Annotated in this window: 18 protein-coding genes and 1 pseudogene; 14 read left to right on the top strand and 5 right to left on the bottom strand. The window is 43.2% G+C overall.

Annotated features, from left to right (window positions below):
* The first annotated feature begins 42 nt into the window (after nucleotides 1-42).
* Nucleotides 43-700 (top strand): annotated as a pseudogene (locus tag AAFX28_RS17230) (DUF2726 domain-containing protein).
* 33 nt (nucleotides 701-733) lie between these two features.
* Here AAFX28_RS17230 and AAFX28_RS17225 read toward each other — a convergent pair.
* Nucleotides 734-1,771 (bottom strand): GGDEF domain-containing protein, encoded by a 1,038-nt coding sequence (locus AAFX28_RS17225; RefSeq protein ID WP_408689457.1) that lies wholly within the window; start codon nucleotides 1,769-1,771, stop codon nucleotides 734-736.
* Between the two features lie 469 nt (nucleotides 1,772-2,240).
* Here AAFX28_RS17225 and nirB point away from each other — a divergent pair, with 469 nt between their 5' ends.
* From nirB to AAFX28_RS17200, 5 genes are all read left to right on the top strand, one after another.
* Entirely contained in the window at nucleotides 2,241-4,799 is a 2,559-nt protein-coding gene (gene nirB, locus AAFX28_RS17220; protein WP_408689455.1) for a nitrite reductase large subunit NirB, read from the top strand.
* Between the two features lie 15 nt (nucleotides 4,800-4,814).
* On the top strand, nucleotides 4,815-5,138 hold the full coding sequence (gene nirD / locus AAFX28_RS17215; protein ID WP_408689453.1) for a nitrite reductase small subunit NirD: 324 nt from the start codon (nucleotides 4,815-4,817) through the stop codon (nucleotides 5,136-5,138).
* A 126-nt stretch (nucleotides 5,139-5,264) separates the two neighbouring features.
* Complete coding sequence (locus AAFX28_RS17210) at nucleotides 5,265-6,116, top strand: formate/nitrite transporter family protein (RefSeq protein ID WP_408689451.1); 852 nt, start codon at nucleotides 5,265-5,267, stop codon at nucleotides 6,114-6,116.
* A gap of 192 nt (nucleotides 6,117-6,308) precedes the next feature.
* Nucleotides 6,309-7,067 (top strand): uroporphyrinogen-III C-methyltransferase, encoded by a 759-nt coding sequence (gene cobA, locus AAFX28_RS17205; RefSeq protein WP_408689450.1) that lies wholly within the window; start codon nucleotides 6,309-6,311, stop codon nucleotides 7,065-7,067.
* A gap of 273 nt (nucleotides 7,068-7,340) precedes the next feature.
* Nucleotides 7,341-7,820 (top strand): NYN domain-containing protein, encoded by a 480-nt coding sequence (locus tag AAFX28_RS17200; RefSeq protein WP_408689449.1) that lies wholly within the window; start codon nucleotides 7,341-7,343, stop codon nucleotides 7,818-7,820.
* 49 nt (nucleotides 7,821-7,869) lie between these two features.
* On the opposite strand, the gene AAFX28_RS17195 is transcribed toward AAFX28_RS17200, so the two are convergent.
* Nucleotides 7,870-8,067, bottom strand: coding sequence for a DUF2986 domain-containing protein (locus AAFX28_RS17195; RefSeq protein ID WP_408689447.1), 198 nt, complete (start codon nucleotides 8,065-8,067; stop codon nucleotides 7,870-7,872).
* A gap of 170 nt (nucleotides 8,068-8,237) precedes the next feature.
* Here AAFX28_RS17195 and AAFX28_RS17190 point away from each other — a divergent pair, with 170 nt between their 5' ends.
* Nucleotides 8,238-8,531 (top strand): hypothetical protein, encoded by a 294-nt coding sequence (locus AAFX28_RS17190; RefSeq protein ID WP_408689446.1) that lies wholly within the window; start codon nucleotides 8,238-8,240, stop codon nucleotides 8,529-8,531.
* An 82-nt stretch (nucleotides 8,532-8,613) separates the two neighbouring features.
* On the opposite strand, the gene AAFX28_RS17185 is transcribed toward AAFX28_RS17190, so the two are convergent.
* Together AAFX28_RS17185 and AAFX28_RS17180 are read right to left on the bottom strand one after the other, a co-directional pair.
* Nucleotides 8,614-9,234 carry a hypothetical protein gene (locus AAFX28_RS17185; protein WP_408689445.1) on the bottom strand — a complete coding sequence of 207 codons (621 nt, stop codon included), beginning with the start codon at nucleotides 9,232-9,234 and terminating at the stop codon, nucleotides 8,614-8,616.
* Between the two features lie 341 nt (nucleotides 9,235-9,575).
* Entirely contained in the window at nucleotides 9,576-10,142 is a 567-nt protein-coding gene (locus AAFX28_RS17180; RefSeq protein WP_408689443.1) for a glycoside hydrolase family 108 protein, read from the bottom strand.
* A 629-nt stretch (nucleotides 10,143-10,771) separates the two neighbouring features.
* Between AAFX28_RS17180 and AAFX28_RS17175 the strand changes: the two genes are divergently transcribed.
* Both AAFX28_RS17175 and AAFX28_RS17170 read left to right on the top strand, forming a co-directional pair.
* The gene (locus AAFX28_RS17175) at nucleotides 10,772-11,818 is read left to right on the top strand and encodes a tyrosine-type recombinase/integrase (RefSeq protein WP_408689442.1); all 1,047 of its coding nucleotides are present in this window, start codon (nucleotides 10,772-10,774) and stop codon (nucleotides 11,816-11,818) included.
* Nucleotides 11,815-12,054 (top strand): co-chaperone GroES, encoded by a 240-nt coding sequence (locus AAFX28_RS17170; protein WP_239875507.1) that lies wholly within the window; start codon nucleotides 11,815-11,817, stop codon nucleotides 12,052-12,054. The genes AAFX28_RS17175 and AAFX28_RS17170 overlap by 4 nt, the downstream gene beginning before the upstream one ends.
* On the opposite strand, the gene AAFX28_RS17165 is transcribed toward AAFX28_RS17170, so the two are convergent.
* Entirely contained in the window at nucleotides 12,031-12,522 is a 492-nt protein-coding gene (locus tag AAFX28_RS17165; RefSeq protein ID WP_408689440.1) for a hypothetical protein, read from the bottom strand. The genes AAFX28_RS17170 and AAFX28_RS17165 overlap by 24 nt on opposite strands.
* Before the next feature lie 285 nt (nucleotides 12,523-12,807).
* Between AAFX28_RS17165 and AAFX28_RS17160 the strand changes: the two genes are divergently transcribed.
* The 5 genes from AAFX28_RS17160 to AAFX28_RS17140 are packed head-to-tail and all read left to right on the top strand — an operon-like array spanning nucleotide 12,808 to nucleotide 18,539.
* A complete protein-coding gene (locus AAFX28_RS17160; protein ID WP_408689438.1) occupies nucleotides 12,808-13,503 on the top strand; it encodes a hypothetical protein in 696 nt (231 codons plus the stop codon).
* Nucleotides 13,500-14,459: a hypothetical protein gene (locus AAFX28_RS17155; RefSeq protein ID WP_408689437.1), complete on the top strand. Its 960-nt coding sequence runs from the start codon at nucleotides 13,500-13,502 to the stop codon at nucleotides 14,457-14,459. Before AAFX28_RS17160 ends, AAFX28_RS17155 begins: the two co-directional genes overlap by 4 nt.
* The gene (locus AAFX28_RS17150) at nucleotides 14,459-16,057 is read left to right on the top strand and encodes a hypothetical protein (protein WP_408689436.1); all 1,599 of its coding nucleotides are present in this window, start codon (nucleotides 14,459-14,461) and stop codon (nucleotides 16,055-16,057) included. The genes AAFX28_RS17155 and AAFX28_RS17150 overlap by 1 nt, the downstream gene beginning before the upstream one ends.
* Nucleotides 16,054-17,445, top strand: a complete 1,392-nt coding sequence (locus tag AAFX28_RS17145; protein WP_408689434.1) for a hypothetical protein — start codon at nucleotides 16,054-16,056, stop codon at nucleotides 17,443-17,445. The genes AAFX28_RS17150 and AAFX28_RS17145 overlap by 4 nt, the downstream gene beginning before the upstream one ends.
* 5 nt (nucleotides 17,446-17,450) lie before the next feature.
* A complete protein-coding gene (locus tag AAFX28_RS17140; RefSeq protein ID WP_408689433.1) occupies nucleotides 17,451-18,539 on the top strand; it encodes a hypothetical protein in 1,089 nt (362 codons plus the stop codon).
* Nucleotides 18,540-18,604 lie beyond the last annotated feature (65 nt).

Raw genomic sequence — 18,604 nt, 5'->3', positions numbered from 1 at the left:
ATAATCAGTATATGAGTTTGCTAAAGGGTTGATTTTACACAGATGGAAAGTGTTTTTATTGTCGTCATAATTTTGGTGGTGTTCTTTGTAATCGTACAAAAGCGCTACTTAAAGCAAGACGAACTAAAGGACAGTAGCTACAAGAAGAAGGGGCCTTTGTTAACTGGTCAAGAATCGGCTTTCTATAACGCACTCACCACAGCAGTTGGTCAACATGGTGTTGTTATGGCTAAGGTCAACTTATCGAATGTGCTTACTCCTTTAGCGACAGATAAGAAACAATGGTTTATTGCCAATAATCGTATTGCCAAGAGTTACTTTGATTATGTAGTTTGTGATCCGAGAACGTTAGAAGTTCGTGTCGCGATTGAGCTGGATAACGGTAAGGAACTTGATAAAGGTAAGGTTGACCGCCAGAAGTTACTCATACATGTGTGTAAGTCTGCCGGTGTTCCACTTATTGGGGCGAATATAAAGCATAGTTACCAAGTGAGTCGCTTACGTCGATTGTTAGCTGCGCATATTGATTCTTATTGAACCAGATAAAGAAGTACGCTTTTGCAAGCGTTGTGGAAGCCCAATGACAATCAAAGTCGCTAACCAGGGAGAACACAAAGGACGTCGCTTCTTTACTTGCAGTCGCCAGCCGCATTGTACTTATACCGAAAACTACAACATTGTATTTGAAGAAGAGGGCTAACAAGCCCTCTTTTTTACGCTTTGGTAGAGATGCTTAAGAGCAAGTAGGGCACTCGTTTTGGTTACATACCATAATTTGGTTGCGGCCATTAATCTTTGCTTTATACAACTCTTTGTCAGCTTCACGTAACACATCTTCTAAACACTTGTAGTGGTCACATTGGTATATACCGATGCTTGCAGTAAGGCTAATTGGGTTATCTCTATCGTTAAATGTGTAGTGCTCAATGCCAATTCGAATTTGCTCTGCTTTATGCATTGCTTGTTTTACTTCGGTATTATGCAGGGCAATACAAAACTCTTCACCACCAATACGGTAGACCAAATGTTCATCGCAATAGCCATCGATAAGCGCGGCTGTTTGTACTAACACTCTATCGCCAACATCATGTCCGTATTTGTCGTTCACTTTCTTGAAGAAGTCTAAATCTAATATTAAAAGAGAAAGAGGGACTTTAGCACTCTCACTTCGATAACGTTCAAAGTTATGGATTAAAGCGTGTCGATTGTAGACACCAGTCAAAGCATCACGTGAGGCAAGTAAACCAAGGGACGTTTCAGAGGTTTTTCTTTTGACCTCTAATATATGCGAAGCAAGCCAAGCGCAAAGATAAGCGAGTGAAAAGTTAACGGAGAGTTGAGCAAAACTTAAAACGCCATCGTAATAGGTTTTATGCATAACCAGCGCCATTTGACTGACGAACCCGACCCCTGTAGCTAGCATCCCATACCGTCGACCTAAGATTAAGTAGAACAAAACAGGGAAGAGTAAGCTCCAAACGAAACTTCCGAACTCAATAGGGTGGGTATAAGTAGCAAGGAAGACGACACCAATAAGTGCGTAGACAAAGCTATTCGAGACAATTAGCGAGGTATTACCTCGGTAGCAAGTATAAGCAACGTAAAGAGAGAAGAAGGAAACAACAATTTCAACAGCCGCAAGTAAATGGAAGCCGCCAAAAAAGATATTAAGGGTTGCAACGACTAAGCCCAAGAATGCCAGTACTATACTCAGCCAAAACAACACAGCACGACGCAGTTGCCTTGAGGGGTTGAATATGTCTAGCTCCATGGCGGTACCTTGCTAGTAATATGCTAAAGTTTGAATATGAAGCTATAGTATTCCAATTCCCTGCGGAATCAAGGAAACACTTGTATCAAGATCACATTATTTGCACGTGTCATGTACGTAAATGAGATTCGCTGACGATCTATAAAATAGTGAAGGCTCACCAAGACATTAAGTGATAATAAACCTATGTTATCAATTCGCGTGTGAATGAAAGAGGTGTATGGATTTTATACGATAATGATTGTTAATTTGGTAGATATTTCAAAGCATTTATAGAACAAGCATAAATATGACATAAATCGTGTGGTTATAAGTCACTGCTGTAAAATAGTTACTAAATTAACGTGGTTATTTCGTGTTCCTACCCCTTTAGGGTAGTTTGATTCTGTAATTGATTTACATCATGTATTAATTTTCTTTCATAATTAACAATTAGCTCAGATAAAAAACCTAACCCTTAGGAAGTACTATGAGCAAGTTGAAGCTGGTTGTTATCGGTAACGGTATGGTAGGTCACCGTTACATCGAAGACCTAGTTGAAAAGACAGATGCATCTCAATACGAGATTACAGTTTTCTGTGAAGAACCACGTGTCGCTTATGACCGTGTCCACCTTTCCTCTTACTTTTCTCACCATACTGCAGATGAACTTTCTTTAGTTAAAGAAGGCTTCTACGAAAAACACGGCATCAACATGCTGATCGGTGAGCGTGCAATCAACGTTAACCGTGAAAAACACATTGTTTACTCAAGCTCAGGTCGCGAAATTCAATACGATAAGTTGATCATGGCGACTGGCTCATTCCCATTTGTACCGCCAATTAAAGGGCGTGAAAGCAAAGATTGTTTTGTTTACCGTACTATTGAAGATCTTAAGGCGATCGAAGCATGTGCGAAGAAGAGCAAAGTTGGTGTTGTAATCGGTGGTGGTTTACTGGGCCTTGAAGCAGCTGGTGCACTGAAAGCACTGGGTGTAGAGACTCATGTTATTGAGTTTGCGCCAAAGCTGATGGCTGAGCAGCTTGATCAAGCCGGTGGTAATCAGCTTCGCCAAAAAATTGAGAGCATGGGTGTAAAAGTTCACACCAGCAAAAATACGCTTGAAATTGCTCCTGAAGGTAAAGATGCTCGCAACGTAATGCGCTTTGCTGATGGCACTGAGCTAGAAACCGACTTCATTGTATTCTCTGCGGGTATCCGTCCTCAAGACAAACTAGCACGCGATATGAAGCTAGATGTTGCACCACGAGGTGGTATTGCGATCAACGATTTCTGTCAGACATCTGATGAAAACATCTACGCAATCGGCGAATGTGCATCTTGGAACGAAACTTTCTATGGTCTAGTTGCTCCGGGTTACAAGATGGCAACGGTTGCTGTTGACCACATTGTGGGGAACGACAGTAAATTTGAAGGTGCTGACATGTCTGCGAAGCTTAAGCTTCTAGGCGTGAAAGTAGGCTCAATCGGTGATGCTAACGGCCGCACTCCAGGTTGTAAGAGCTACGTTTACCAAAACGAAGAGCAAGAAGTATACAAACGTCTAATCGTTTCTGAAGACAATAAGAAGCTTCTTGGTGCAGTAATGGTTGGTGATACCTCTGACTACGGCGATCTTCTACAGCTTATGCTGAACGAAATCGACCTACCAGAACACCCAGATGCACTAATTCTACCTGCGCATGCTGGTGGCGAAAAACCAACATTGGGTGCTGATTCTCTGCCAGAATCTGCCGTTATCTGTTCATGTTTCGATGTGACCAAAGGTAAAATCGCAGAAGCAGTGGCACAAGGTCATCACACTATCGGTGATATCAAAGCAGTAACTGGTGCAGGTACTGGTTGTGGTGGTTGTATTCCTCTTGTCACTTCAGTTCTAAATGCTGAGCTTGAAAAAGCAGGTGTAGAAGTTAAGAACGACGTATGTGAACACTTTGCATACTCTCGTCAAGAGCTGTTCCACCTAGTACGTATTGGTGAAATCAAGTCGTTCGAAGAGCTTCTAGAGAAACACGGAACTGGTTATGGCTGTGAAGTATGTAAGCCACTTGCAGGTTCTATTCTTGCTTCATGCTGGGGTGACCACATTCTTAAGCCGTCTCTAGTTAAGCTGCATGATACCAATGATAACTTCCTAGGTAATATGCAAAAAGATGGTACTTACTCAGTAATTCCACGTATGGCGGGTGGTGAAGTAACACCTCAAGCGCTTGCAGTTCTTGCTGATGTTGCGGCTGAATATAACCTTTACACTAAGATTACTGGTGCACAACGTATCGGTCTGTTTGGTGCTCAAAAAGATGATCTTCCGGCGATTTGGAAGAAGCTTGTAGCGGCAGGTTATGAAACAGGTCAAGCGTACGCAAAAGCGCTTCGTATGGCGAAAACATGTGTTGGTTCAACTTGGTGTCGCTACGGTGTTCAAGACTCTGTTGGTCTTGGCGTGATGATTGAGAACCGCTACAAAGGTATCCGTACTCCTCATAAGATGAAGTTTGGTGTATCTGGTTGTACTCGTGAATGTGCAGAAGCTCAAGGTAAAGACCTAGGTATCATCGCGACTGATGCAGGCTGGAACATGTATGTGTGTGGTAACGGTGGTATGAAGCCTCGTCACGCAGATCTTCTTGCAGGCGATCTAGACCAAGAGACACTTCTTAAGTACATCGACCGTTTCATGATGTTTTACATTCGTACTGCTGCGCCGCTACAGCGCACTTCAGTATGGTTTGAGAACCTAGAAGGCGGTATTGATTACCTACGTGAAGTCATCATTGAAGACAAACTTGGTATTAACGACCAATTAGAAGCAGACGTTGCTAAGTTAGTTGAAGAATACCGTTGTGAGTGGACTGACACTATCAATGATGAAACACAGCTTAAGCGCTTTGCTCACTTCGTTAACTCAGATGAGCGTGATGACAATGTGGTATTTGTTACTGATGGCCGTGAGCAACACCGTCCAGCGACATTTACTGAAAAACATCCAGAAGCGAAGGGCGATATCCTTCATGTTGAAGTAGTTTAATTGGGAGACGACATCATGGCATTTACAAAAGTTTGTAACATCGAAGACATCATCCCAGGTACTGGTGTAGTGGCGTTGGTTAATGGCGAACAAGTTGCGATTTTCCGTCCTCGTGCGACAGAAGAAGTATTGGCAATCAGTAACATGGACCCGTTCTTTCAATCAAACGTGCTATCTCGTGGCTTGATTGTTGAGCATGATGAACAACTTTGGGTCGCAAGCCCGCTGAAGAAGCAGCGTTTCAACTTGAAGACTGGCGTTTGTATGGAAGACGAGCAGTTCAACGTAAAAGCGTACAAAGCTCGAGTAACAAAGGGCGCAGTAGAAATCGCGGCTTAATTCTTCATTAACCGAGATTTAATAGCTTAAAGGCTTGCTGTTTCTTCGTTGGGGAACAGAGAAATAGCGAGCCTTTCACTATTCAATTTCAACTTTTAACTTTCAATTTTGGATAAGGACACATTCATGTCTACAGACTTTAAACCTGCTGAATTCGTACAAACAATGATAAACGTTGGCGAAGCTAAAACAAAAACAAGTACTCGTGACTTGATTTTGCGCGGCACTATGGCTGGTATCATCTTATCTCTAGCGGTTGTTGTAGCAATCACGACAATTGTTCAGACAGGTGTTGGCGTTGTGGGTGCGCTTGTCTTCCCAGTGGGCTTTGTCATTCTAAGTGTTATGGGCTATGACCTAGTAACAGGCGTTTTTGGTCTTGCACCATTAGCGAAATTTGAAGGCCGTCCTGGTATTACTTGGGGGCGCATTTTCCGTTGTTGGGGTCTTGTTGGCCTTGGTAACCTTATCGGTTCATTGATTGTTGCTTACCTAGTGGCAATCTCTCTAACGGGTAACTTCTCTCTAGAACTAAACGCAGTGGCTAAGAAGTTTATCGCTGTATCAACGGCACGTAGTCTTGGTTTTGAAAACATGGGTATGGACGGATGGATTACCTGTTTCGTTCGCGGTATTTTCTGTAACCTAATGGTATGTCTTGGCGTGATTGGTAACATGACTGCTCGTACGGTTGCTGGCCGTGTAGCAATGATGTGGTTCCCAATCTTCATCTTCTTCGCGTTAGTATTCGAGCACACAGTAGTAAACATGTTCCTATTCCCACTAGGTATGATTCTAGGTGCTGATTTTGGCATCGCGACTTGGTTGAACTTCAACCTTATCCCAACAATTCTAGGTAATATTGTTGGTGGTCTGATTATGACTTGTATTCCACTTTACCTAACTCATGCTAAAGCAGCACCTTCAATCGACACTGAAGAAACTGTAGATGCACAAGTGGCATTAAACACTAAATAATTCAATAATGGCCCCATAACTCGGGGCCATTGTTCTTTCAACTTTCGGTACATAGTCTATTGATTTGAATATAAAAAGTAATAATTCCTAAGAGGTAAATCCATCGAGTTATACTTTTTATGTTCAAAGTTGTGATAAAGACTAACTATCACAATGGCAGCAACCAATTTTGATTTATAGGCGTTGAAAAATATGACAGCGAATCTATCCCAAGTTATTAATACTGGTTTTGTTTCTTTAGTGGGTGCAGGTCCGGGTGACCCAGACCTGTTAACGGTGAAAGGCTACCGAGTCATTCAGCAAGCTGAAGTCGTTGTCTATGATCGACTGGTATCTCCAGAGATCTTAGCATTAGCTGATGAATCAGCTGAAATGATCTACGTTGGTAAGAGATTAGATTATCACTGCGTTCCTCAAGATCAGATTAACCAGCTATTGGTAGATAAAGCTAAAGAAGGTAAGAAAGTCGTCAGATTAAAAGGTGGTGACTCTTTTATCTTTGGTCGTGGTGGTGAAGAGTTAGAAGAACTGGCAGAGCATGGTATTCGTTTCGAAGTAGTGCCGGGTATCACTGCTGCGGCAGGTGCAACGGCATACGCGGGCATCCCGCTGACACACCGTGACCATGCACAGAGCGTTCAATATATTACTGGTCACGTACAAAAAGATGGCCGTGAGATCGAATGGCACTCTTTGGCGCAATCGAACAACACACTTGTCTTTTACATGGGCCTTAAGCAATGCGAGTACATCGCTAACAAGCTACTTGAAAATGGCATTGATGCGAACATGTCTTGCGCAATCATTGAAAACGGAACGCGACGAGAGCAGCGCGTATTTACCGGTAGCCTGACAGAACTGCCAAACATGGCTAAAGATGCTGTAAGCCCCGCTCTTATCGTAGTAGGTAGTGTCACTTCGTTACATGATAAGTTGAAATGGTTTAACTAGTCACTGGTATCACTTGGAACACATAAAAAGGCCTCGCATATTCGAGGCCTTTTTCGTTATTGAAAGTAATCAACGAGGTAATCAATGAAGGCACGGATATGCAACGGAAGGGAACGACGTGCGAAGCAATGTTGTAGCCGAGATACTTTTTCTGCAGCGATACCTGCATCAGCGACATTATTGCTATCTACGACGCTGCTATGGCTGAATGAGGATGTGATTGTAAATCTGTTCTGATAGAGTAGGGCATCTTGTCTCTAAGCCGGTCTAACAATGGAAAAAGTCGCGATTTTTGTAGATGTACAGAACATCTATTACACCACTCGAGATAAATATCGCAGTAATTTTGATTACAACCAGTTTTGGTACATTGCGACAGAAGGAAAGCAGGTTGTCGAAGCTAATGCTTATGCAATTGCCTCGCATGACCCTAAACAGCGTCAGTTTCATCATATCCTTCGCGGGATTGGTTTTAATGTAAAGCTTAAGCCTTTTATTCAGCGCATGGACGGCAGTGCAAAAGGGGACTGGGATGTTGGGATTGCTCTAGATGTATTTGAAGCCGCGGCGAATGTCGATCGTATTATTTTGCTTTCGGGCGATGGGGACTTTGAAGTCCTGGTGGAGCGGGTTCAACAACGATTCAACACCAAAGTGGATGTATATGGTGTTCCCGGCTTGACTGCCCAATCACTTATTGATGCAAGCGATCGATTTATACCGATAGACGATACTTTATTAATCAATCGGTAACTGAACATAGTAAAAAGTCAGCTTATAAAGCTGACTTTTTTGTATCGGACTAGTTACTCTGTTCGTCGTTTTCGACTTCTTGAGCTGACGGTTCTAGTTCTACTGAATCGTTCGCATTTTCTTCAGCTTCTAACTTAGCGCGCTCTGCTTTTGAAATATAGCGAGGTTTATTGCTCTTATGTAGCTTTGAATTCTTCTTTTTCAGCTTCGCCTTTAAGATGCTATTGATCTTCTTTTTACGGTTCATAATGTCGCTCAGTGCTAAATTGGCCGCAGATCCTATCAAAAATCACTTTATAAAGCACGAATAACCGTTCGTTGAGAACTAAGCAGAATTAGGTGATATAAAAAACGCTGTACAATATAACCTTATTTGGTATGATGTTCGGCGTCTTGAAGCTTGAAAGAGAGATCAATATGAAGAAGTTAGCTCTAATTGCTGTTATGTGCTCTGTATCGTTCGGTGCTTTTGCTGGTGCTGATGTTGTTATCCCTAAAGAGCGCGTTGTATGTCAAACAGAGACAGCAATGAAGACATTCTTAGCTCGTAAGAAAGCAAGTAACAAAGTCGCTAAGCTACCAGGCGAATGTCGTAAGATAGACAGAAAACGTCGTGGTGAAGTTAAGCAGCGCCACAAAGGTTTTTTAGAGGTTAAGACCAGCATTGGTGATACGGTTTACGTCGATAAAGATGCGGTACGTTTTAACTAACTAATGCACCCAAACAGAATTGAAAACTCCGGTCTTGTACCGGAGTTTTTGTTTATCAGTACGTGACTCATCTGGTCATTGATCAAAGAGTAAACTGCAACCCTACAGTGACAGCGGTCTCTGCTTTTTCCCTTTGCGCATATTCCATTCCCACTGTAAAACCAAAAACTGACCCAAACTGAAATACATTGTTTAAACGATAAGTGTCTTTGGCAACATTAAGAAAAGCATGTTGGTAAGAAGCATCGATCAGCCAATGTTTGGCAATTTGCGCTCTCGCGCCTCCTTTGCAATACAAGGCGTTCTCAGAATACGAAGGGGAGTAGTCGCTATCAGCACGGTAGTTGATGATTCCACATGATAAAGGTAGGGCGATAAAAGGTGACACTGGGACATTGAATCCAACTCCTGCTTGCCATGCATCGATCTCAGAACTGAAACGAGTAACAAAGCTAGCATTACCTTCTAGAAATAAGGTTTCAGTCATGCTCAATCCAAGGTCGACATACAAACCTCCGTATGTTTTATCTACCTCATTACTATATTTTCCGTTTAAGTATGGTTCTGTAGCAGCTGTATCAAGGCTCGCATGTTTATAACCAAAGCCTATATGTGACATTTCATAGACAATATTGCTATCGGCGGTTGCAGTGTCTGGCGCTAAGGCTAGAAGAGGGAGTAAATAAACGGATTTCTTGAACATAGTGAACTTCTTGTATCAATGAGAAACAGAATCACTTTAAACAGATAGGTGACTAGAATCGATCGAAGTTTTGTAAGCCTGAGTAAGGGCAGGGGAACGTTCTAGATACAACAAAGCCCAGCATTTCTGCTGGGCTTTGCGTTTGTTCACAAGGAACTAAATTTGGTGGGTCCGGGCGAACTCGAATCGCCGACCCCTACCATGTCAAGATGGTCTGTTATTTAAGCTAAGCGTATGAATTATTTAATATATTTGTGTTTTTTGCTCTAATTCGCACGTTCATTTTAGAGCAAATGAGAGCAATTAAATCCAATGAGTTACCATAGGGTTTTGGAACCGAATTAAGATAATCCAACTCGATTTTTCATCCAACCATAAACAAAGGTTTCATTCTTTTCTCTAGCTTCGGTGATGTCTAAATAACGCGCCCCCTGGGATGCGTTCAGTGACTTCCAAAGTACTACTTCTCCTTCATGGCCACGCTTCGATAAGAACGCTGTTAATGCTCTGATAGTGGCTGGTCCTATATGGCCATCGACCGTCAAGTCTGAATAATAGGCTTGTTTGTTGTTATACACGTTGAGCCAACGCTGTAGGAACTTAGCAGCAACACTTTGTCCCATATTTACACCAGTATCGATAACCTCTTCACCGACAATTGCGCTGATCTCATGAATCTCATCAAAACGAACGCGCTGGACGTATTCACCTAAGTACAAAGATTTCGCTATATCAGGTGTAAGGTCATTCATAAGTCCTTTATAACCAAGGTTACGAGCTGTTTTTTCGGTAATTCCATATGTGGTATCTCCGCCCAGGTCATCTTGGTTGTTTGAACGAAACCCTTCTTTTTCCATGATCTCATAGATGATTTCATTGATAGTTCTAGCTACGGGTAATTTGCACATAGTTGCCTCCTTTGGTTGATATGTGCATTTTTACCTTGTTGAAAAACTTCTTAGAGGGCGTTCTGGGAGCATTGCTTACTGTTATCCCCCTAAGTTCTTCAGAACGCCCAACATAATGGGCGGCTTTCTTTCGATGTTATCTTCTCCCCCGCACCCCCTGAAGAGATATGGGCGCCAAGATAGAGTACTGAACATGAAAAATAGGATGGCGGCTTGAGGGTGTTTGGTCAATTCTATTGTCATGCATACTTAATCAAAACCTGTGAATACATGGGGATGAGTTCTCCATGCCTTATTCTGCCTTGGTTTGTAATAAAAACTCCTCCACAAGTTCCACTGTTTTTTCCATGAGTCTGTGCGTTTTCTCCATGAGTTGCGTTTTTTCTCAAATTTGGTGCGTTCTTCTTTCTTTTCTTTCTTTATTTAATAAAAAGAGAGAGATAGAGAACAAGAAAGAAGGAAATGAGCGCAAATTGGTCTCCATGAGTTAATTTTGGTGTGTATTTTTTATCCCATAGGTTTTTTAGCCTCCATGGTTTTTTCCATGGATAATTTAAAGCCCTCCACATTGCTTAAAGCCTTATAGATACTGGTTTTATTGAGTTCTCAACCAGCAAGCCCATAACTCCATGGATTTATCTGCCCCTGACCAAGAAATAAAACAAAACACTGCTGAACCTGATCTGGTTGATCTGTTTCTTACATGGAAGCAGGAAAACGAAAACTGCAGCACTAGAACTATTAGTAAGTATCGGGGCCTACTAAAGCAATTTGGTGGGTACATAGATAACGATTTTGGTGCTGCTGAGCTAAAAACGTTGGAACAGTTTTCTGGCGGGTGGCTACATCGAGCTGGTTACTCGGCCGCATCTAGGAAAGTGGCAGTTGCCGCTTTACGAGGCTTTTATTCTTTTCTCGCTAAGCGACACCTCATCGATAAAAATCCTGCAGTTGAACTGGTTTATCCGAAGATTGGACGAAAACTACCTAGATTTATGGGACTAAAGAGTGCTGAAACGCTTTTGTTACAGCCTGATTTAGATTCTCTGTCTGGTTTGAGAGATAGTGCGGTGCTTGCTTTACTCATTGGATGTGGTTTCAGGGTCGCTGGCCTTTGCGGATTAAACGAATCACAATTGATTTGGTATCAATATGGAGAAGTAGAGCGTTTGGCCATTAAAACGTTGGAAAAAGGAGAAAGAGAGAGATTGGTTCCTGTTCCTTTAGAGGCGATGCTTCTGGTCCAAGCATACCTGGGACATCCTGACCTTAAAGATATTGATCGTGTGCTTGAGAACGGAGACTCGGTGTTGTTTGTTAACCTCAGGAATAGGCATGTCCCTGAGTGGGAGCATAGAGGAGAGCTACGTCGACTATCTTGTCGGGCAGTTGATAGGATGATTAAGAGATATGCTATTGCTGCCGGAGTTCCTGAAGACCAGGCACACGCTCATGCAATGCGCCATTTATTTGGTACCGAATTAGCTGAGTCCGACTCTTCAACCTTACAAATTCAAGCTTTGATGGGGCATGCAGATCCTAAAACTTCAGAGATATATACTCACATATCGATGCGCAAGATGACTCATGTTCTCGATAAAGGAAACCCTTTGAGTAAAATGGACACCCCGGTTACGGCACTATTACAAGAAATGAAGAAGGGTAAATTACTATGATATTGAAGCCGCTTCATGATTGGGTAGTAGTATCTAGAAACAAAGTTATATCCGAAAGATTTTGGTTGCCTGAACAGGTATCAAACAAAGGAGAAGTAATTGCGATAGGACCGAAAGTGGTAGAACTTTCGGTCGGAGATAAGATTCAATTCAACCCTTACGCTGGACTAGAAGTATCGATGCAAGGGGAAACGTTTCTTTTTATCAATGAGTTAGAAGTTATATTTATTAGATAGCAACTTTTTTAGCTTTGCTATTACGTCCGACTCGGGAGTAGGGTTCCAGTGTATGAACGTTAAATACTTGTCGAATTTTTCATGACAACCACCTTCTGTGAGTTGTTTGGTAATCCATTCATTTATTGATAGTACCTCTTCAGCGTCATCGTCTTGAGCCCCGCCAACTAATTGTCTTCCCGTTAATAATTTAAGTTTTAACACTTTGTTAAGTAACTCTTGCCTATAAGAGTTTACGTCTTCATCAAACAAGAACGGTATGTGTTGAGTGCTTATTTTGAACTCATCAATGTTTTCTTGGGGAATAGTATTTGTAAGGGCCACGTTTAAAAACTTCATGCAGGCCTGATATGAGCCAAAGCGCTTTTCGAACAATCCCAAATGAACCTGTGTACGTGATGAGAGAAGTTGTTGCCAGCCAACAAAAGCTAGCACTGCAGTAAATATGACTAACAATATATCTGTCATATAAGAGGCTCCTTGTAAATTATAATCAACTAGGGTCACTTTACACCTAAGCTTTAAGTCTTAGAACACATATAACCCGTCTTTAACTTATTTTCTAAACTCAGGTATACTGGATGTTGACGGACGATTGTGGGAGCTATGAGAACTCACCTTCGAAACGACCAAACCCGTCAATGTGATACCTATCACTAGCTGCACATACTAACAGAATGCGCAGCTCATCAACTTACTGTGGTGCTCGAGCCTTTGTGTTTACTGGAACCAGTTTTCATAAAGGATTAGAGAATGCGCAGCTTAATTTCAAAATACCTACATGTACTCAGTGATCATCAGGTAACTCACCAAGGGGTGGGGGCTCGGCATAGAGAAAGGCACACCCTCAGAGAGGGGGGACGGTACCTAGATAACTGCACCAAATTAGAACTTTCATTAAGCGCTCATGAACTTGAAGCTGCGTTTGAGTGTTTGGAACTTCCAGCGCATTGGTCTGAGATTCAGCGAGAGGTGGGGGCTTTAAAGTTTTTGGAGTTGTGGCGGGGGTTGGAGTCTTTACGAACAGGGCATCGATTGCGAATAAACGTTGCACGAATGTCTGATAAACACAATGCGATGAGTGCCGAAGAGTTTGAGCATTGGCTTGATGCTCAACGTCTATCTAAACCCTGGTTTGAGATTTATTACGCATCAAGTTCTGAGCAATATCGTTATATATGGCAAACGCTATATAACGCCGCCTATACCCCTCAAAGAAAAACACTTCGTATTTATGTTCCAAGTTTTAACTTTTGGAACAACCACCTTAAGCGAATGCTAATGTTTAATCTTCTTCATGCCGGTGTACCTAAAGACAAAATTTCCCATCATCTGTTGATATGGACAGGCCAGACAGCTTCCCAAACGCGGATCAACTTAGCCGTTAAATTGCTCAATGAATATGGTCCCTCCTTTTTGCGCGAAAAAACGTGCGAAATACGCCTATGAATGAGCATAAACAACCTAAAGCCATGGTCACATTTAAGTGCAGCTCTTGTAACTACACTTTCAGGAGCGAACCTTCTCGCGTTGAAGATGAGCCCATTCGCGCTCACCCATTTCGTTATTATGCGATTTGTGATGGATGCCAAAAAGAAGTTCAGCAAGTTCCCTGGGAGGTTGGTCAGTTCTGTGCGGTTCTCTCAGCAACAGGCCCTAAAACTCCCGAAGGTAAAGCCAAGTCCTCTGCAAATCTGCAGGCCGTTAGCGATAGAGGTGTTAGTCGCTTCAACGCTTTAAAACATGGTGCAAACGCAAAAACCGCTTTGTTTTTCCCCGCTCGACCAGGTAAGTACCCTCAATGTGCAACCTGTGACGTCGACCATGCTTACTGCGCTACTCAGCCTGCTTGTATAAAGCGAACTGAATTAATGATGCAGCATTTGATCGCATTTCAGTCGAATGACCCCAGTAAGCTCACTGAAATGCACGCCATTAACCAAGCGAACATGGCAGCAATATTTCAGGACATGATGCAAACCATAGTGTCGGACGGTGTGGCGCTGAGGAACCCTGTTTATGACTTCGATAAAGATGGCGGCTTCCATATTGGTCAGTACAAAAATGAGCAAGGAAACCTTGAGACGATTGAAGAAGTAAAAGCGCACCCATTGTTGAAGCCAATGCTTGAGATGTTGAGCAAAAACAACCTGTCGATGTCGGATTTAAACATGACTCCTAAAGTTCAGGTTGATCAAGGTTTAGAGATGGGGCGAACTCTAGAAAATGAAGATGAAAGAGAATCTGCCCTTGAGTATCAACGTCAGATGAAAGAACAGATGTCTGGTTTACGAGAGATGATAGCCAACTCCCGTAAGCGAATCCGAAATGACGAAATTTTGATAGAACACAATCAGGAACACATGGCGGAAGACGCTGATTATATCGATGGAGAAGTCGAATAATGGCTGACCGTATATCTGCGAAGGAGCGGGTTGAAATTCAAAGCCGAGCCGAACGGGAGATTCAGCGTTATGCAGGCAACCATGGGATGTGGCATAAGCACGTTCATAATGTTGAGCTAGATCCAATGCAACTGCTCAAAATGGAGGAGATGGACCAAAATCTCAATACCGTCGATAACAGCTGTCGCCGAACGGGTAAAACCGCCGTTAAAGAAATGTACTTACTCGAGCACAATGCTATTCATTGCGACCAAGAAGGCGGTATCGTTGCTCCGCGAGAAGCGCAGTCTCTCGTCAACCTGAGTTATCACCTTGATGCGATTCGCCGCTCTGACATCTTGAGCGGCTATGTAGCTTACAAGCAAGGTCGAAAACAGCTGGCTGATACTTATTACGAGTTTGCCAATCGTTCAAAAGCTCGAGCTTACGGCATCATGGCCAACGTTGATGGTGGTGATTTGACTTGGGCATCCTTAGAGGAAGTAGATGACCTCGACTCGGATCGATTGTATGGACGTTTCCTGCTAATGATGGGTTCAAGCAGGCGACTTGGGGCGAGCAAATCAGCAATCAATAATCCCCAAATTAGAATTACAGGTGTGTTTAAAGGTGCTGATGTACTTAGCGGGATGATTGATTCTGGCGAGTACCACTGTTTGCCAACTGTGGACTGTTATTTAGGAATAGAACTTGGGATTCTCAATGAAGAGTTCATCATGTCGATGCGAAAGCAGCTCCCAGAAGATGAATATATTCGTCAGTTACTGTGTATTAACGTAGCAGCCAAGAACCTCATTTGGGAAAAGTACATCCGTTATGCAATTCAGGTGGGTGCCAAGATTGGATTAGAGCCCTCTGAACCAGACCCATTCACTTTTTACAAAAAACGCGGCGTGCTCGCATTTGGATATGACCACACTGGTCACGGTGAAAACCTAGCCTCCTCTCGTTCCTCGCTAGTTGTCGAAGAACAAGTAGGTAATTTTTCTATAGTCATCTTCGCTAAAACTTGGCACCCAAGCACCGATGAGAGCGTTATTAGAAAAGATATCGTGGGATTTTGGCGTTATTTCAGACCCGACTATGCAATAGGCGACGCCTTTGGAATAGGGTTAATAACGCAGGTTAACGATGATCTATTTGCTGAGGGTTTAACGCAAATAGACCGTCGTGCAATTGGCGATGGTGAAAGTACGGCTTCCACCTGGCCTGAATGGGCTTTTTCACCATTACGATTTGAAGGCATGGCCAAACACCAAATGGCGCAATCACTTCGAAGCGCCTATCACAATCGTCAAATGGTGTTGCCTTATGTTGACGATAGGGAAGCCGACCCTGCCGTAGAGGACTACGTCAACTTACCTAGGCAAATCAAAAATATCAAACCGTCCCCGGTGAAAGCGGGGAGTTATAGCAGTTATCAAATGGTGAAAAAGTCGATTGGAGATGACCTTTTTGATGCGCATATGGCAAGTCATTGGGCTCTAGTTACACAAGGAGCAGCACCCGTGCCAAGTATTATCACCATCAACCATAAGACCCGCGATCAACTCTTGGGAGCACCAAGTAGCTTAGATTTATTAAGGAACTTTACATGAGCCGAATTAAAAACGCATGGCTAGCAATTAGAGGTAGACCTCTTCCTTCTGCGCCTAATACCTCAGGGAATCACCAGGGTGAGAAAACCTCAGAGAAAGGTCATATTGCGGATCCTGAACGCTCGGTACAGTATTTGTATGAACAAATGCAGATAGACCCCAACCTTAGAGCTTCAATTGTTATGCTCCGTCATATGGACCGTATCGACCCTAGGGTAAAAAAAATTCATCGTCGCATTGCTAGGGATGCGACTAAAGGTGGACTGAAACTGCACTGGATAGGCAAAGAAAGCGCCAGAGTAAACAAGCTTTGGCAGCAGTTTATGTTAAGACTGCAACTTAACAATCGCAGTAAACTAATGAGCGATGCTTCGGGCTTGGCCAAAGAAGGAAATTTACCATTGCAGTGGGTGGTGAACGAACTCAGCCAGGTAACTAGTTCTATCCGCATGCCAACAGAAACGATTATACCTATCGTTGACCAGTCGGGTCGGTTCAAGAACGTGAAACAAGCATTCCGTCAGGTGGACCCGCTCACTTATCAGGAGTTGTGTACATTCCCGTTATGGCAACTTACCGTTAGTCGATTAGACCCGGACAACTATGATGACATGGGATGCATGGGGAGACCCTATCTTGATGCGTCGCGAAGCATCTGGCAAAAGCTTATTATGACGGAAGAGGATCTTGTCATTAGGCGTCGTACTCGAGCTCCGCAGAAATTAGCTCACTCTCTCGATGGCGCCGATCAAAAAGCACTGGAAGAATATAGAGAGCGTGTCGAAGGACAATCGGGAGAAATTGCGACAGATTTTTATGGGAATAAGCTGACAGTGAGTGCGGTTGGCGGTGATGCCAACATGGAGCAAATAGCGGATATCACGCTACTGGTCGATGCTTTCTTTTCTGGAGCTCCTGCACCAAAAGGGCTATTTGGTTACGTTGATGGTTTAGCCCGGGATGTATTGGAAGATTTAAAACGCGACTACTACGAAGAAATCGACGCCCTGCAAGACGCCTTGGCTTATGCCTATGAAGACGGTTTTAAGTTGCAGCTTTTACTGGCCGGATTAAACCCCGACTCTTTCCAGTTCCAAATTCAGTTTGTGGAACGCATGACAGACAGTAAGAACCAACGCGCAGACCTGGCATTGAAATATCAGGCGCTTGGTATGCCACGTAAACTTGCTTGGGAATCTGCAGGAGTAGACGTGCAACGTGCCGAAGCGATGCGAGAAGAAGAAGCTAACAGCAAAGACCCATATCCTGAGCATAACGAGCTGGACGACGAAGACGACGAAGACGACGAAAAGCAAAAGCCGAAAGTCAGCATTACCCCAAATAATCAGCCGAAAGGCGAAAGTGCCACCTCTATCAGCAACGGATAAATGTAATGGCCGATAACCAACGGACTCAAATTAAGGCAACGATTCGTCGTACTATGAAATCTGCACAAAGCGCGACGAATGAGCTTGATTCTCTGGCTATGAAAGAGCTGACAGTATTGTATCGTTCTGCGCTGGTAGAAATTCAGCAACTAGTCACTAATTCTGCCAATGAAACTGGGGCAGTTCGTCTTTCCCAGTTGCAAGTGCTAACTAGGCAAATTGAAGAGATTCTTAACCAAATCAATCAAACTCAATCGCATATGATTGAGGGATATATTGTTGAAGCAGCTAAGAACGGTGGCAATACGTTCTCTACCAGTATTCCTGTTGAGAGGGTATCGCAGTCCATTGACTCTGCGGTGTTAGCGGTGCGGACGATGAAACAGAAAGATGGTTTACAACTTAGTGATCGCCTTTGGCGCGTACACCGAAATGCAAAAGAGCAGCTAATTCAAGCGGTAGAACGTGCGGTCATTTTGGGTAACTCCGCAGCTGATGCCGCTCAAGAGTTCCAACAAAGGGCGGAAGCGGTACCGCTCAATATCACTCAACAAATGAATATGGCGAGCGGGTCTGCGATAAACAAAAAAATGAAAGATGCACTGATCGATGATCAAGGCGCTCCATACCATCAAATTAAGCGAGTAATGCGCACTGAAATAAACCGTGCTCATGGAGTGGCGTTCCAGAACTCGGCATTTGAAGATGAGTTTGTTGTTGGTACCAAGTTCAAACTTAGCCCCAATCATCCGAAAAGAGATATCTGCGATATGCACGCCAAAGCAAATTTATATGGGTTAGGAGAAGGGGTTTATCCTCAGGGTAAAAGTCCATGGCCAGCGCATCCCAATACACTTAGTTATGAACAAGTGGTGTTTATTGATGAGGTATCAGATGAGGATAGAGCCGGGCAAACCAATCACTTAGATTGGCTTAAGAGCCAGAGTAAAGAGTTACAGAAAGCAGTACTCGGTCACGATAAGAAAGTTTCGGCTCTTCGCCAAGGGCATTTAACTAAGGGGATGATCGCAACGCCATGGAAACACCTGGAGCCTGCACTAAAGCGTAAAGGGGTTGATACTGCAAGCCTGTGAATAACTTGCCCCCTGTTTTCCACGTATAAATAGATATAATGGCTACGTCAGTGATATTAAAAGGC

Source organism: Vibrio sp. TBV020 (assembly GCF_046056895.1).
Classification (GTDB): Bacteria; Pseudomonadota; Gammaproteobacteria; order Enterobacterales; family Vibrionaceae; genus Vibrio.
This window is presented reverse-complemented; position numbering and strand designations above follow the sequence as displayed.